Origin of the sequence: Martinezella rhizogenes, from assembly GCF_027460065.1 — a bacterium.
In the GTDB taxonomy this organism is placed as follows: Bacteria; Pseudomonadota; Alphaproteobacteria; order Rhizobiales; family Rhizobiaceae; genus Agrobacterium; species Agrobacterium rhizogenes_C.
Map to the genome: position 1 here is coordinate 64,799 of NZ_JAPYZZ010000001.1, position 14,549 is coordinate 79,347.

Genomic DNA, 14,549 nt, shown 5'->3' on the forward strand with positions numbered 1-14,549 from the left:
GAAAGGCAGCATCATGGCGCGTCATATCAACATCGAAAACGAGCGGGAAACAGCACTGCGGGCATCCGTGGCCGAGCTTGCGGACGGCAGGCCCATCGCGCTGCCGACGGAAACCGTCTATGGCCTTGCCGCCGACGCCACCAATCCCGCTGCCATCACCCGTATTTACGAGACCAAGGGCCGCCCGCAGTTCAACCCGCTGATCTGCCATATGGCCGATATCGCCATGGCCGAGCGTTACGCGGTTTTCGACCCGATATCGCGGAAACTCGCAGAGGCCTTCTGGCCCGGCCCGCTGACATTAGTTCTGCCGCTGAAACCGGAGAGCGAAATTCATTCGCTGGCGACGGCCGGGCTGGATACGGTCGGCATTCGCGTGCCGCAGGGTTTTGCCGGCGATCTTATCCGCCGGTTCGGCAAACCGCTGGCCGCCCCCAGCGCCAATAGTTCCGGCAAGATCAGCCCGACAAGTGCGACCCATGTGGAGGCTGACCTTGGCAGCAAGATCAATCTCATTCTCGATGGCGGTGCCGCCGCCGTGGGTGTCGAATCCACCATCGTCAAGGTGGAGGAGGATGGCCGGGTGCGGCTGCTTCGCCCGGGCGGCATCGTCACCGAGGAAATCGAGCGCGTTGCCGGCGTCAGGCTCGAACGACCGAAAAAAGCCGCGGCCGCCATCGAGGCGCCGGGAATGCTGGCCTCGCATTATGCGCCGGGCGCCACTGTCCGCCTCGGCGCCACGTCGGTTCTGCCTGATGAAGCGCTGATCCGCTTCGGCGGCATCGCCATATCAGGAGAAGAGACCGCGCGCATCATTCTCGATCTCAGCCCCTCAGGCGATCTTGCCGAGGCCGCTGCCAACCTCTTCGATTATCTGAAAGCCGCCGATGCGAGCGGCGCGGACACCATCGCCATCACCGCCATTCCACCCCATGGTCTCGGAGAGGCGATCAACGACCGCCTTTCCCGCGCCGCCGCGCCGCGAGGCTGACGGTACTCAACCCTTTCGCCCATGTTTCAAAAGACAGCGAGACGTCCATGAACGCCATCCCCTCCTCCGATATCCTCGACCGCTTCACCGCCATTGTCGGCGAAAAAAATGCGGTGCGCGACCCGGCGGAAATGGCGCCGCGCCTGGTGGAAAATCGCGGACTTTATCGCGGTATTTCGCCGCTGCTCCTCAAGCCGGGTTCGGTTGAAGACGTTGCCGCCATCCTGAAACTCGCCAGCGAAACCGGCACGCCCATCGTGCCGCAAACCGGCAATACCGGCCTTGTGGGCGGCCAGACGCCGCGCGCTGACGGCACCGATATCATCCTGTCGCTGGAGCGCATGAACCGCATCCGCGACATCGACCCTGTCGCCAACACCATCGTCGCCGATGCCGGCTGCATTCTCGATGACATTCACAAGGCCGCCGATTCGGTGGATCGCATGTTCCCGCTATCGCTCGGTTCGCAGGGGTCCTGCCGCATCGGCGGCAATCTCGCCACCAATGCCGGCGGCACGGCGGTGCTGGCCTACGGCAATATGCGCCAGCTGTGCCTCGGGCTCGAAGTGGTTCTGCCAACGGGCGAAATCTGGAACGGGCTGCGCCGGCTGAAAAAGGACAATACGGGTTACGACCTGCGCGATCTCTTCATCGGCTCCGAGGGCACGCTGGGTGTCATCACCGGCGCGGTGCTCAAGCTTTTCCCCAAGCCGCTCGGCCATCAGGTCGCTTTTGCCGGCCTTGCCTCCACCGAAGATGCGCTGAAACTGTTCGAAATGGCCTCAAACCTCTGCGGCACAGCGCTGACCGGCTTTGAACTCATGCCACGAATCGGCGTCGAATTTACCGCCAGGCACATTCCCGGCGTGCGCGACCCTCTGGGACAGCCGCATGATTGGTACGCACTCATCGATATCTCCACCTCCGATTCTGCGGAGACGGCGGACACGATGATGCAATCGCTGCTGGAGCGTGGTTTTGAGGCCGGGTTGGTGGAGGATGCGGTGATCGCCGCATCGGAAGCGCAGCGTCAGGCGCTGTGGCACATGCGTGAAAGCATGTCGGATGCGCAGAAGCCGGAGGGCGGATCGATCAAGCACGACGTTTCCGTTCCGGTTTCGAAAATACCGGAATTCATGGCCAAGGCGGAAAAGGCCGTGCTCGCCGCCATTCCCGGCGCCCGCATCTGCGCCTTCGGCCATCTCGGCGACGGCAACATACACTACAACATCTCCCAGCCGGTCGGCGCCGACAAGGCCGAATTCCTGGGCCGCTGGCGGGACATGAACGAGATCGTGCACGGCATAGTCCTATCGCTCGGCGGCTCGATTTCGGCCGAACATGGCATTGGTCAGTTGAAGCGCGACGAACTCGCGGCTATCCGGCCCGGCATCGAAATGGAGTTGATGCATCGCATCAAACACGCCTTCGACCCCGCGGGCATCATGAACCCCGGCAAGGTTCTTGTGGGATAAGATAACCTCCCGGCCTCAGGCCGGTGTTCGCAAAGCCCAGGCCGGCACCATTTCCGCATTCAGGCGGCGCGGCTTCTGCCCGTCAACCAGTTCCGTCAGGCTCATGCCTGATTTGGCGATTGAAAGGGCCTGTGTCTTTGGCAGGAGGTATCCGTGTTCCAGCGGCGGTGCGCGGTGTAACATCCGGCTGAAGATATTCCGCCGGTGATAACGCGACGGCGAAAACCGTGCAGGGTCGCGGCAGATCGCGACATATTCGAGGATTTCGTCGATCCAGCCTGCCTGCGGGCGCGCACCGGGCTCGATCAACAACAGCCAGCCGCCACGCGCGGAATGCAGGATTTCCTGAATGTCCCATTGCCCATAAAAGCGGCAACCGGCGGCATCGGCCACGCGCGATGATCCATCGCGCGAACCGTGATCGAGGATCACCACATCGCTCACAAGCCCTTCCACAGCACCGGTGACAAGCGCGGACAGCGTGTGCGCCAGTTCCGGTTCCTGATCCCGGCATTCCATTAAGACTGTCAACATAGGCATAGCTCTAACGCATCGCACAATAAATTGCCACTGGCCTCTTTGCGATGGAGAATAGCCCGATCCGTGCGGCACATTGCACCGGCGTCGAGGAACCATCCGGCTTCCGCCATTTACGCTTCGGGCCATGTGGCCGGTCGTATTTTCACAATTTTGTTCTTGTATTGTTCTCATTCCTGATGTAGGAATTTAATCATTCGGACGGCGAGGAAACGCCTCTCCGGATGGAAACGGTTTAGGGCGTTGAGCGTGCCTTGATGGCGTGCAGCGCTCTGGGAGCATCCAGATGAGAAACCATACGCTTGACGGGCAGGCTGCCTTTCAGCCGAGCCATATGCCTGATATTGCCAATGCGCTTGCCGATGCATCCGGCCTGCGCATCGAGATCGACCGTCGTCGCGGCAGGGGCGCCGGGTTGAACCCGGACGGGCGCTTCGAGGCCTTGCAGCGGGAGGTTTTCGACGATGGCTGGCAGACGCTTGAGGATATGCCGGAATTCCGCACCGAAGTGCAGGTGGAGAAACCGCGCAGCATCATCACACGCAACGAATCTCCCGATATTCCGTTCGACCGTTCCATCAATCCCTATCGCGGTTGCGAACATGGCTGCATCTATTGTTTTGCAAGGCCCAGCCACAGCTATATGGGGCTTTCGGCCGGGCTCGATTTCGAGTCGAAGCTCTTCGCCAAGCCGGATGCGGCAAAGCTTCTGGAACGGGAATTGGCGAAACCGGGCTACAAGCCGCGGGTGATCGCCATTGGCACCAATACCGACCCCTATCAGCCGATCGAGCGCGAATGGCGCATCATGCGGCAGATACTGGAAGTACTGGCCGAGGCCGATCACCCTGTCGCCATCGTCACCAAATCGGCGCTGATCAGGCGGGATATCGGCATTCTGGCGCCGATGGCCAAGAAGGGCCTCGTCAAGGTTGGTATTTCCGTAACGACGCTGGATCGTAAGCTCGCACGCAACATGGAACCGCGCGCTGCCACGCCGGATAAACGGCTGGAGGCGGTCAAGGCACTGACGGAGGCCGGCATTCCGGTCGCCGTGATGATGGCGCCCGTCATTCCCGCCCTCAACGATCATGAGATCGAACGCATTCTCCAGGCCGGCAAGGCAGCGGGGGCGACCGAGGCTTCCTATGTGTTGCTGCGCCTGCCGCTGGAGGTGAGTCCGCTCTTTCGCGACTGGCTGCTGCGCAACTATCCGGACCGTTATCGCCACGTCATGTCGCTGGTGCGCTCCATGCGTGACGGCAAGGATTATGATGCGGAATTCGGCAAGCGTATGAAGGGTGAAGGCCCCTATGCCTGGCAGATCGGTCGGCGTTTCGAAATGGCGACGAAAAGGCTTGGTCTCATCCGCCGTGGCATTCACCTGCGCGACGATCTCTTCGTGCCGCCGGGTGGTGCCGGGGTGCAATTGTCACTGCTTTGAAACCGGCGCTGACGGCGCTGCCTGTTGGTCCAAGCCGTCTTGGCGACGTGCTGATATCAGGAAGAATATTATGAGCAGCGCCGGTCCTTCGTTTGACCGGCCATGCTCCTGACCAAATGCCCGGCGGGTTTTCCCTGGCCTGCCGGACATTGCCCCCGGAACCCGCCGCCTCGCGTGCGATCATTTTTCCTCCGCTGCCCCGTTGGAGGATCAAAGGTCATGATGACCTGAGGGGCACGGTGAGCCACGCCCCTTGACCCCGGCTCACCGCGCCTGTCATCGCCCGCTTCCGGGGGCTTGCAGGAGATCGGGTGTGTATGCGAGTTTCGCCGCATGAAACGCACCGCCACACCCGATTCTCCTGCTCTTTTCGACCTTGTCGATACCGGCCCGGACTTCTCGTTCGAACTGGAGGCCAAAAGGAAGGGCCTCTGGCCCGTGGCTGGCACGGATGAGGCAGGCCGGGGGCCACTTGCCGGCCCGGTGGTTGCGGCAGCCGTCATTCTCGATCCGGATAATATTCCCAAGGGCATGGACGATTCCAAGAAGCTGAGCAGGCAGAAGCGCGAAAGCCTTTTTGTGCAGATCATGGAAACCTCGATCGTGTCGGTCGCCTCCTCCGGCCCCGGCCTGATCGACAGCATGAACATTCTCCGCGCCAGCCTCGACGCCATGCGGCGCGCCGTGCTCGGCCTCGAAATTCCCCCCGCCCTCGTGCTGGCCGACGGCCGCGACAGGCCACCGGGTATCACCTGCGAAGCCAAGGCCGTCATCAAGGGCGACTCCCGCTCCCTCTCCATCGCCGCCGCCTCGATCATCGCCAAAGTGACCCGCGACCGCATGATGGAACGTGCCGGCGTGGTGCACACCTCTTACGGCTTCGAAGGCCATGCCGGTTACGGCACGCCGGCCCACCTGCGCGCCATCGAAAGCCACGGGCCTTGCGAACTGCATAGGATGAGTTTTCGGCCGCTGAAGCAGGGTTGATTGCGGCGGTGTAGGGGCGGCCTAACCATAACTTCCGCTATTGGGCCGAAGCTGCGGCTTGGCCCAGTTTATTGATTGACCGTACGCAAAGGCTGTGGCGGGAAGGGTGCGTTGTCCATCAGTTGCATCTCCTGTGCCTGCGCAAGGATAGCCATATGCGGAACTGCTTCATGGATAGCCAGATTGGCCAAATCGCGATTACCGCCAAATGCGAGGATCGGTCTGAACCCATAAATCTTTCCCACGTCGATCGTGCCCAGTTTCCCTTTCGCACGTTCGAATAGCTTTTTGGCGTCGGCATCGTATTCGTCGAACGTAGGATCATCGAGAAGCATCAAATCGCTCGTCACAGCGATATTGGGATCAAAGGTCTTCCCGCTGACAAGGGCTTGGCACGAAACTTTGCCATTCACGAGATCAACAGACAAATTTTGATGAACTTCATTCCAGGCAACTATTGTTCCGAATGCGCCGAAGCCCAACACATGCGTCTGTTCAGGCCTGATCTCCTGGTCGCTGTCGAAAATAAGCCTCATGATTGGAGCGTATGTGGAGGGATTGCAGAACTGGAAGTAGCCATCCATGATGGTCCCAGTGCCATTCTGCTCCCAGAAATCAATGACTGCCTCCGGTACCTTTCCTCGGTAGCGCTCCACGTCCACTACTTCCCCGCCCTCTGGAGCACCAAAATCCTCAACAATCGACGCAAGCCTTACCTTGTAATTTTCCACTGTGCCTCCGATCTGGGACTTACGTCTTTTTGATAAGTTGGGGATTCAACTACGCACTGCACCTCAAGAAGAATATGCTCCTAAGGAGATGATCACCGCAACTGGCACAAATCAGATGTTGGAGCGCAGGACATTCATCTCCCAACCCCGCCTGAGTGTGGCCATGTTGATACCAAGGCGCCTAGACAGGCCGAACCCCATAGGTCTCATAAGCGCTCTGCATTCTCTCGTTCTCGCTGCGTTCGGGAAACAGCTTGTAGCTCGGTGCCCATATGCGGGATACGCTTTCGATCTCAACCGCAATAATATTCCGTATCGGAAAATCCTTGCCCGCCATACGCAGGAGATCGGCACCAAACGCCTGAAAATCGGCGTCGCCGGGTGCCAATATTCTGGCATTGCCGGTAAGTTGGAACCCCTTCTGCCGAAATACATCAACGAAGCTGACACAGACTTTTGGGCGGGCTATCGCGTTGCGGACGCTATGCGACGAAGCAATGTCAGCGATGACAATATGTTCTTCGCCGTGGCTGGTGAATATCTCCTTCGGTGTCACACTGGGAGTGCCGTCATCATCGACAGTCGCCAGCCAGCAGAGTACCGAGTTTTCCATATCGGCTCTGATCGCGTCGTTGATCTTCATAATGTTCCTCCCTTTTAATCCAGCGCCGACGCGAGCCGATCTTTTGCAATTCAATCAATCGCTTCCGCCACCCGATACACCAACCTTCCGGCGAAGCTATCGCTGAACCTCAATATGTTGCAACCGTCATTGGCGGTGGAGAGATACTTGTCGGAAGTGGAAGAGAGCCATAAGGCGCTTGTTCAAAGGCGAAGGCGCCCTACAGGCAGAAAGAAAAAACCCCTCACAGCGGACTGGAGGGGTTTCAGATTACAAGACCACGGAAGGTCTGATGTAAATCTCAGTTCAGCTTAGACTTCACTTCGCCGATCGTGGCGGTGAAAAGCTTGGCCTTTGCGGCAGCCGTGGTCTTTTCGGCCAGCAGCTTCTCGGAAGCGGCGATGGCGATGTCGACGGCGGCGGCGCGGACGGCGCCGATGGCGTCTTCTTCGGCCTGCTTGATCTTCTGTTCCGAAAGAGCCGTGCGGCGGGCGACGAATTCTTCCGTCTTCTGCTTGGCTTCTTCGGTGAGTGCTGCGGCTTCGCGTTCGGCGGCGGCAACGATGCCGGCGGCTTCCGCTTCAGCTTCCTTGCGCTTGCGCTGATATTCGGCCAGCAGGTGCTGGGCCTCTTCGCGCAGACGCTTGGCTTCAGCCAGCTCGTCCTGAATGTTCTGTGCGCGCTCGTCCAGAGACTTGGAGAGCATGCCCGGAACCTTGAGATAGGCAATCAGGACAAAGAAAAGGACAAGACCGACGAGGGCGAAAAATGATGCATCAAATGCCATGTCAGGCTCCCTTCACGGCAGAAGCGGCGGCGATGGCGGCCTTGACGTCGGTATCCTTGACCTTGGCGCCAACCAGCTGGTCGACGATCGCGGTCGCGGTTTCCTCGGCAATGGCGCCGACATCGGCGAATGCCTGATCCCTGATGCCGGCAATACGCTTTTCGGCGGCGGTGAGCTTCTCAGCAAGACCGGCTTCGATCGCGGCGCGGTCGGCATCGGCCTTCGCTTTGGCGGCGTCGCGTGCTGAGGCGCCGATCGAGCTTGCCTTGGCGCGGGCTGCCGCGAGTTCTTTTTCATAGGTTTCGACGGCTGCGTCAGCCTCGGCTTTCAGCCGTGCCGCTTCGTCGAGATCCTGTGCGATGCGTCCGTGACGGTTTTCGAGAATGCCGCCGACGCGCGGAACGATGACCTTCTGCATCAGCAGATAGAAAAGGCCGAACGTGATCGCCAGCCACAGGACCTGCGATGCATAAGTAGACTGGTCGAACGGCGGGAAAACGCCGGAAGCACCGTGTTCGGCGCCGTGCGCTACACCGGTTTCCGTGTGCGTGGCTTCCGGTTGCGGCTGACCGACAGCCGGAGTTTCCGTATGCGTTTCACCTACGGTCGGTGCTGACTGGGCATAAGCCTCGGTCACGAACATGCTCACCTCCAGGGGGACTGCAAATGCGAAGGATCACGGCACGCCATTCGCGGGCCGTGATCCAGACCTGATGCCGTTATCAGACAGCGAACAGGAGAAGGAGAGCTACGAGCAGCGAGAAGATGCCCAGAGCTTCCGTAACGGCGAAGCCGAATACCAGACGGCCGAACTGGCTGTCGGCAGCAGAGGGGTTGCGCAGTGCGCCGGAGAGGTAATCACCGAAGATACGGCCGAGTGCGAGGGACGTACCAGCCATGCCGAGGCATGCGAGACCTGCGCCGATGTACTTTGCTGCTTCCGCTTCCATGTGAGACTCCTTGAGATATAGGTTGTTGCGGCTGTTTTTTGGCGCCCGTTGCCGGGGCCAGCGACTTTACTTCTCAGTGACCACCATGCACGGCGTCGTTCAGGTACATGCAAGTCAGTACCGCGAACACATAAGCCTGCAGGAAGGCAACGAGAAATTCGAGAGCGGTCATTGCGACCGTCATGATGAGAGGCAGGACAGCGCCGCCGACGCCGAGTGCGCCGAGCGCACCCATGGAGGCGACGAAGCCTGCGAAAACCTTGAGCGTGATGTGGCCGGCCAGCATGTTCGCAAAAAGACGAACCGAAAGGCTGATCGGGCGCGACAGGAACGAGATCATTTCAATTGACGCGACAAGCGGCAAAAGCGCCTTGGGCACGCCCGAGGGGGCGAAGATGCCGAAGAAGTGCAGGCCGTGCTTGTAAAAACCGTAAACAATGACCGTGCCGATGACGAGGCAGGCAAGCGCGAAAGTGACGATGATCTGGCTGGTGACCGTGAAGAAATACGGGAACATGCCAAGAAGGTTTGCCGTCAGCACGAACATGAACAGCGAGAAGACGAATGGGAAGAAAACCATGCCCTTCTTGCCGGCACCTTCGCGCAGCATGGAGGCGATGAATTCATAGGACATTTCTGCAACGGACTGCATGCGGGTCGGGATCAGACCGCGGTTCGACGTTGCGAAATAAAGGAAACCGGAAGCGGCAGCCACGGTCGCGACCATGAAAAGCGACGCATTGGTGAAGGAAAAATCGACGCCGCCAATTTCGATCGGAATGATCGGCTGCACCAGGAACTGATGGGTCGGATCGTTTGACACCGGCTGCCCTCTTTAACTTGTCGCCGCATGCCGCGGCACCACATCAACTGCCAGAAAAAACAGCTTAAACACCGCCTTTTCCACCCTCGTCTCGCTTGTCCGCCTTCTCAAGCAGCGGCGGCTTTGCCACCGCGCCCGTGGAGCGCAACACATTCAATACGCCTGCGCAGAAACCGAGAAGAAGAAGAACGATCATCCCCCACGGCGTCGTGCCGGCAAAATAGTCCAGAAGATAACCCAGCATAGCGCCGACCACGATGGCCGAAATGAACTCCGATGAGAGCTTAACCGCCATCGCAAAGCCCTTCCGGCTTTCCGCAGCGTTGGTCTCCGCCCTCACTTCCGCCTCATCCTCCGCCTTCACCTTTGCCAGTTCTTCGGCAAGGCGCTTGCGACGCTCGTCCAGACTATCGTCACGGTTGCCAGTCATCTTAGAATCCCACCCATTTTCTCCGTTCCAGCCATGCCAGAACCCTTTGGAGTTGTAAACGGTGACGGATTAAGCCTGTTCCAGCCCGCTCTGAAGTCGCGCGCAACATAGTTTTAGGGGCTTCGCTAGTCAAGGCACTGGCGCAGCTTGTTTCGACACAAATTTATCGTTTTATAACAACATCTTAATGCCAAATCACGGTTTGGCGGCGATGTTTCGCGAGGGAATCGGCATTTTTGACACGCAAAATGCGACAAATTGGCGGTGGTATCAGCTCCAGCCGCCACCATAGGTGCGGTAAAATACGTGCAGGCCGATCCGGCCGACCTTCTTCATGGATTTTCCCCAGGCGGGGCGAACATAGACGGCATGATAATGAGTCGCGGAGCCGACTTCCGTCAGCCAGATCTTGCCGGCTGTGGTGGCCATGGCCACTTCACGGGCCATCTTCCAATGGCGCTCGGAATTCACCCGGTCCTTTATATTGTCGCAGGCGAAGGAAAACTGGCAACGGTTACGCCAGTCCTTGTTCTGATAGACCACGCCACAGATGGTTTTCGGATAAGCGGGGTTGCGCACGCGGTTGAGGATGACCTGGGCAACGGCCGCCTGACCTTTGACCGATTCTCCGCGCGCCTCGAAATAGATGCCGGAGGCGAGGCATTGCTGCTCGGCTGCGGAGAAGACTTCGGCCGGCAGCGGGGTGGCCGCCCATGCATGATCGTCCGCGCTGATCTGCGGCACGAAACGACCGGCCTCCGGCTTTTTGAGGATGGCGTCGAAAGGCGATTCACGGGCGAAATCGGGCGCAGCCGGCGCGTAAGCCGTGGCGAGAATATCCGGGGTACGGTTGGTGACGAGTTCCGCCAGCATCGGCGAGACGCTCTTGTCCGCCTTCTTTTCGTCGCGGCGGAAATAGAAGGAGGCGAGTTCGACGTCCTTGCCGCGCTTCGGCTTGACGAAGGCCGTGCGGTCCTTGCGCTTCAGCGGCTCGATATCCAGCATCGAGGTCCGCTGCAGCACGGAGCCGGCAGTGAAGGCCTTGGGTGGCTGCATGATTTCGGTTGCGACGATGCGGCCTTTCTTGGCGGCGCGGTTGACGCGTTCGCTATCCGGTGTCGTTGCCTCACCCTTCTTGTTGGTGACGAAAGCGACCTTGCTGCCATTGGGCAGGGTCATGCCGCCGCCATGCAGCGCCGCATCGCCTGCCGCATCGTTGAAGGTGAGCGCGGCATTGTGCACCGAACCGGCCGGAGAGGCGGTCAGCACCATGCGCCATTGCTCACCGCCATTGTCCAGCCCCGCCAGAAGCGAGGCCAGATCCGCACGGGCGGCAAGAGAAGGAAAGACAAGCCAGGCGGCAAGGCCGAAGACGACGGGCGAGGTCCATCTGGAGGTCCATGCCTCACGGGACGCGGAGGACCGACGACGCATTACACTTTTCGAACGCAAAACCAGCACTCCGAACACCGACAACCATATTTGCTACAGGTGTTCGAGAATCTCTTATTAACCTTGATGCTTGGTTAACGCCGCGCGCGGATGCGGCTTCACGTTAATGTGTGATGATATTCTAATGGGCGTGGCGGTGTATCGAGCTTGCATGTGCCAGCTATAATTGTCCGACTGGGCATTTCCACATCCGTTATTCAGGCGTCGAGCCGACGCGCGTCTGCGCGGCGAGAAGACTCCCTTCAGCCCAAGGACTTGGGCTGGCTGGATACCAGCTCAAGGCCGGCATGACGGAGAAACAGGAGCCCCAGCGCCGCCGAAAGGCTCTGTCAGACGACGACGTGAGAACCGAGTTCCACCACGCGGTTGGCCGGCAGGCGGAAATAGTCCGAGGGATCGGCGGCGGTTTCGGCAAGCGCGATGAACAGACGGTTCTGCCAGCCCGGCATGCCGGATTTCGGATCCGGCACCAGCTTGCGGCGGCCGAGATAGAAAGAAGTCGACATGATGTCGAACTTGTAGCCGGTGCGTCGCAGATAGCCCAGCGCCTGGGTAACGTTCTGGGTTTCCATGAAGCCGAAATGCAGCTCGACCACGGCAAAACGATCACTCAGCTTCGTCAGTGTATAACGATCTTCGGGGTGAACGCGCGGCTGGTCCTCGGTACGGATCGTCAGGATGACGTTCTTGTCGTGCAGCACATGGTTATGCTTGAGATTGTGCAGCAATGCCGCCGGTGCTGCCTCCGGATCGCCAGTCAGGAAGATCGCGGTGCCCGGCACGCGCACCGGCGCATGGGCGCTTTCCTTTTCCACCGAAGCGACGAAGGCCTTCAACGGCACATCGCCGCGGCGGGTCTTGGCGAAAAGGATTCTCGATCCGCGCTGCCAGGTGGTCATGATGACGGTGAAGGCAATTGCCAGCAGCACCGGCACGTAACCGCCGTCATGGATCTTGAGCAGATTTGCACCGAGGAAGATCAGCTCCAGCAGCAGCAGCGGCGCCAGCACAGCAATTGCCAGCCAGACCGACCACTGCCAGCGTTTGCGCACGAATTCGAAGAACATCAGGCTGGTGACGACCATCGCGCCGGTAACCGAAATACCGTAGGCGGTGGCCAGCGCATCCGAACTCTTGAAGGTGAGCACCAGTGCGACGACGCCGAACAAAAGGATGGTGTTGACCGCCGGCAGGTAGATCTGCCCGGTATTGGTTTCTGAGGTGAAGAGGATTTCCATACGCGGCAGGTAACCAAGATGGATCGCCTGGCGCACCAGCGAAAACGCGCCCGTTATCACTGCCTGGCTGGCGATGATGGTGGCGGCGGTGGCCAGAATGACGGCCGGCAGGATCGCCCATTGCGGGAACATCAGGTAGAACGGATTGGACATGGCCGCCGGGTCTTTCAGCACCAGCGCGCCCTGCCCGAGATAGTTCAGCGTCAAGGCCGGGAAAACCAGACAGAACCATGCCCACTGGATGGGACGGCGACCGAAATGGCCAAGATCGGCATAAAGCGCTTCAGCACCTGTTATCGTCAGGAAGACCGCACCGAGCACGACGACGCCGTAAAAGCCTTCATTGGCCAGAAACTCCACCGCATGCCAGGGATTGAAGGCGAAGAGAATGCCGAAATCGTCTGCGATATGGATGAGACCGGCAAGCCCCATGACGAGGAACCAGACCGCTGTGATCGGTCCGAAGAACTTCGCAACCGTTCCCGTGCCATGCGACTGGATGGCGAAGAGGCCGATGAGGATGCAGACGGATATCGGAATGATGAAGTCGTCCATGGCAGGTGTGACGAGTTTCAGACCTTCCACCGCCGAAAGCACCGATAGCGCCGGCGTGATCATCGCATCACCCAGGAACAGGGCGGCGCCGATGAGACCGAGCACGATGAGAACGCCGCGATGCGTGCCCGCCGTCTTCATCAGCAGCGCCAGCAGCGACAGCGTACCACCCTCGCCGTCATTGTCCGCACGCAGCAGGAGCGTGATATATTTGAAGGTCACGATGATCGTCAGCGACCAGATCATCAGGGATGTCAGGCCAACGACCTCCTCCCGCGTCACGCCATCATAGGCGATCGGCTTCAGGGCTTCGCGGAAGGCATAAAGCGGGCTGGTGCCGATATCACCGTAAACGACGCCGATCGAACCAAGGATGGCAGCGTAAAGCCCCTTGTTCTTGTGCGAGTCATCGGCATCCGGTTTCTCGGCAACGTCCTTGTCGACGATTTGAGACATGATGATCCTGGCTCTTCAGAGCCAGCCCTTCCAACGAAAAAAGAGAAACGGGATGATTGCCGACATCAGCATGACGACCAGCGCAATTGGATAACCAAATGTCCAGTTCAACTCCGGCATGAGCTGAAAGTTCATTCCGTAAATCGAAGCCACGAGCGTGGGCGGTAGAAAGACCACCGAAGCGATCGAGAAAATCTTGATGATGCCGTTCTGCTCGATGTTGATGATGCCGAGCGAGGCATCGAGCAGGAAGGTCAGGTTGCCGGAAACGAAGGAGGCATGTTCGTTCAGCGACTGGATATCGCGCCCGATAGACTTGCCCTGTTCCTTTGCCCCCTTGTCCTCGCGCGCCTGGTCGCTGGTGGACAGGAAGGTCTGCAGCCGCGCCAGCGATGCGAGGCTGACGCGGAGCTTCGAGATCAGCCGGTGATAGGCGGCGATGTTGGTCAGGCGATCTTCGAGATAACGGGGTGCCTTGCGCTTGCTGCGCGCCTGGCTGCCGAGAATGTCGGCGGCGAGATTGTCGATGCCGGTGACCGAATTTTCGAGAATTTCCGCGGTGCGGTCAACGATGGTTTCCAGCAGTTTCAACAGCAGCGCCGTGCCGCTGCGCATCTCGTGCGGCGCGCGGGTGATGGCGGCGATGAAAAGATGGAATGATTTCGGCTCGGCGTAACGGATCGTCACCAGACGCTTGCCAATCAGAATGAAGGCGACATCGGTGAGGCGCGGATCGTCCGAATCCGCCTTCCACACCAGAGAAGCGGTCATGAAGACATTGCCGTCTTCCATATAGAGGCGGCTGGAAGGCTCGATATCCTTGAGGTCTTCGCGCGTTGGCAGTTCCACGCCCAGCAGGTTTTCAACACGCTGCTCTTCGGCTCTGTCCGGATTGACGAGATCGATCCAGACGATGTCGTCGGGAATCGATCCGGAGCCGTCGTGTGCCGACAGGCTGATCGCCTCGCAATTGGCGCGATAGGCATTTATCAATCCGTTTCTCCGCTCCACATCGCAGGCTCGCCGCAATGCTGCTTAACATATCCTGTTTGCGGTCGGCAAACCTTTGGA

15 protein-coding genes are annotated in these 14,549 nt (G+C 59.5%); 4 read left to right on the top strand and 11 right to left on the bottom strand.

The features are described 5' to 3' along the window. Positions 1–13: 13 nt before the first annotated feature. Positions 14–991, top strand: a complete 978-nt coding sequence (locus tag O8B93_RS00345) for an L-threonylcarbamoyladenylate synthase (protein ID WP_269708614.1) — start codon at positions 14–16, stop codon at positions 989–991. Between the two features lie 47 nt (positions 992–1,038). Next, positions 1,039–2,466, top strand: a complete 1,428-nt coding sequence (locus O8B93_RS00350) for an FAD-binding oxidoreductase (RefSeq protein ID WP_269707869.1) — start codon at positions 1,039–1,041, stop codon at positions 2,464–2,466. 15 nt (positions 2,467–2,481) lie between these two features. Here O8B93_RS00350 and O8B93_RS00355 read toward each other — a convergent pair whose 3' ends face one another. After that, positions 2,482–3,000 (bottom strand): glycosyl transferase, encoded by a 519-nt coding sequence (locus O8B93_RS00355; protein WP_269707870.1) that lies wholly within the window; start codon positions 2,998–3,000, stop codon positions 2,482–2,484. Between the two features lie 289 nt (positions 3,001–3,289). Here O8B93_RS00355 and O8B93_RS00360 point away from each other — a divergent pair, with 289 nt between their 5' ends. Together O8B93_RS00360 and O8B93_RS00365 are read left to right on the top strand one after the other, a co-directional pair. Beyond that, positions 3,290–4,447: a PA0069 family radical SAM protein gene (locus O8B93_RS00360; RefSeq protein ID WP_269707871.1), complete on the top strand. Its 1,158-nt coding sequence runs from the start codon at positions 3,290–3,292 to the stop codon at positions 4,445–4,447. A 333-nt stretch (positions 4,448–4,780) separates the two neighbouring features. Beyond that, the gene (locus tag O8B93_RS00365) at positions 4,781–5,434 is read left to right on the top strand and encodes a ribonuclease HII (RefSeq protein WP_269707872.1); all 654 of its coding nucleotides are present in this window, start codon (positions 4,781–4,783) and stop codon (positions 5,432–5,434) included. A gap of 68 nt (positions 5,435–5,502) precedes the next feature. Here the strand turns inward: O8B93_RS00365 and O8B93_RS00370 are convergent, their stop codons facing one another. From O8B93_RS00370 to O8B93_RS00415, 10 genes are all read right to left on the bottom strand, one after another. After that, positions 5,503–6,165, bottom strand: a complete 663-nt coding sequence (locus O8B93_RS00370) for a GAD-like domain-containing protein (protein WP_269707873.1) — start codon at positions 6,163–6,165, stop codon at positions 5,503–5,505. A 181-nt stretch (positions 6,166–6,346) separates the two neighbouring features. Next, positions 6,347–6,808, bottom strand: coding sequence for a pyridoxamine 5'-phosphate oxidase family protein (locus O8B93_RS00375; protein ID WP_269707874.1), 462 nt, complete (start codon positions 6,806–6,808; stop codon positions 6,347–6,349). A 280-nt stretch (positions 6,809–7,088) separates the two neighbouring features. Next, positions 7,089–7,574, bottom strand: a complete 486-nt coding sequence (locus tag O8B93_RS00380; RefSeq protein WP_004440269.1) for a F0F1 ATP synthase subunit B — start codon at positions 7,572–7,574, stop codon at positions 7,089–7,091. A gap of 1 nt (position 7,575) precedes the next feature. Then, positions 7,576–8,217: a F0F1 ATP synthase subunit B gene (locus O8B93_RS00385; RefSeq protein WP_269707875.1), complete on the bottom strand. Its 642-nt coding sequence runs from the start codon at positions 8,215–8,217 to the stop codon at positions 7,576–7,578. 79 nt (positions 8,218–8,296) lie between these two features. Then, on the bottom strand, positions 8,297–8,524 hold the full coding sequence (locus O8B93_RS00390) for a F0F1 ATP synthase subunit C (protein WP_003494147.1): 228 nt from the start codon (positions 8,522–8,524) through the stop codon (positions 8,297–8,299). 73 nt (positions 8,525–8,597) lie between these two features. Continuing rightward, a complete protein-coding gene (locus tag O8B93_RS00395) occupies positions 8,598–9,347 on the bottom strand; it encodes a F0F1 ATP synthase subunit A (RefSeq protein ID WP_269342220.1) in 750 nt (249 codons plus the stop codon). A 64-nt stretch (positions 9,348–9,411) separates the two neighbouring features. Next, positions 9,412–9,777, bottom strand: a complete 366-nt coding sequence (locus tag O8B93_RS00400) for an AtpZ/AtpI family protein (RefSeq protein ID WP_269707876.1) — start codon at positions 9,775–9,777, stop codon at positions 9,412–9,414. A gap of 270 nt (positions 9,778–10,047) precedes the next feature. Beyond that, positions 10,048–11,211, bottom strand: coding sequence for a cell wall hydrolase (locus O8B93_RS00405; RefSeq protein ID WP_269707877.1), 1,164 nt, complete (start codon positions 11,209–11,211; stop codon positions 10,048–10,050). Positions 11,212–11,558: 347 nt separating this feature from the next. Continuing rightward, complete coding sequence (locus O8B93_RS00410; protein ID WP_269707878.1) at positions 11,559–13,478, bottom strand: potassium transporter Kup; 1,920 nt, start codon at positions 13,476–13,478, stop codon at positions 11,559–11,561. A 15-nt stretch (positions 13,479–13,493) separates the two neighbouring features. Next, on the bottom strand, positions 13,494–14,471 hold the full coding sequence (locus tag O8B93_RS00415) for a magnesium transporter CorA family protein (protein ID WP_269707879.1): 978 nt from the start codon (positions 14,469–14,471) through the stop codon (positions 13,494–13,496). Between the last annotated feature and the right edge of the window lie 78 nt (positions 14,472–14,549).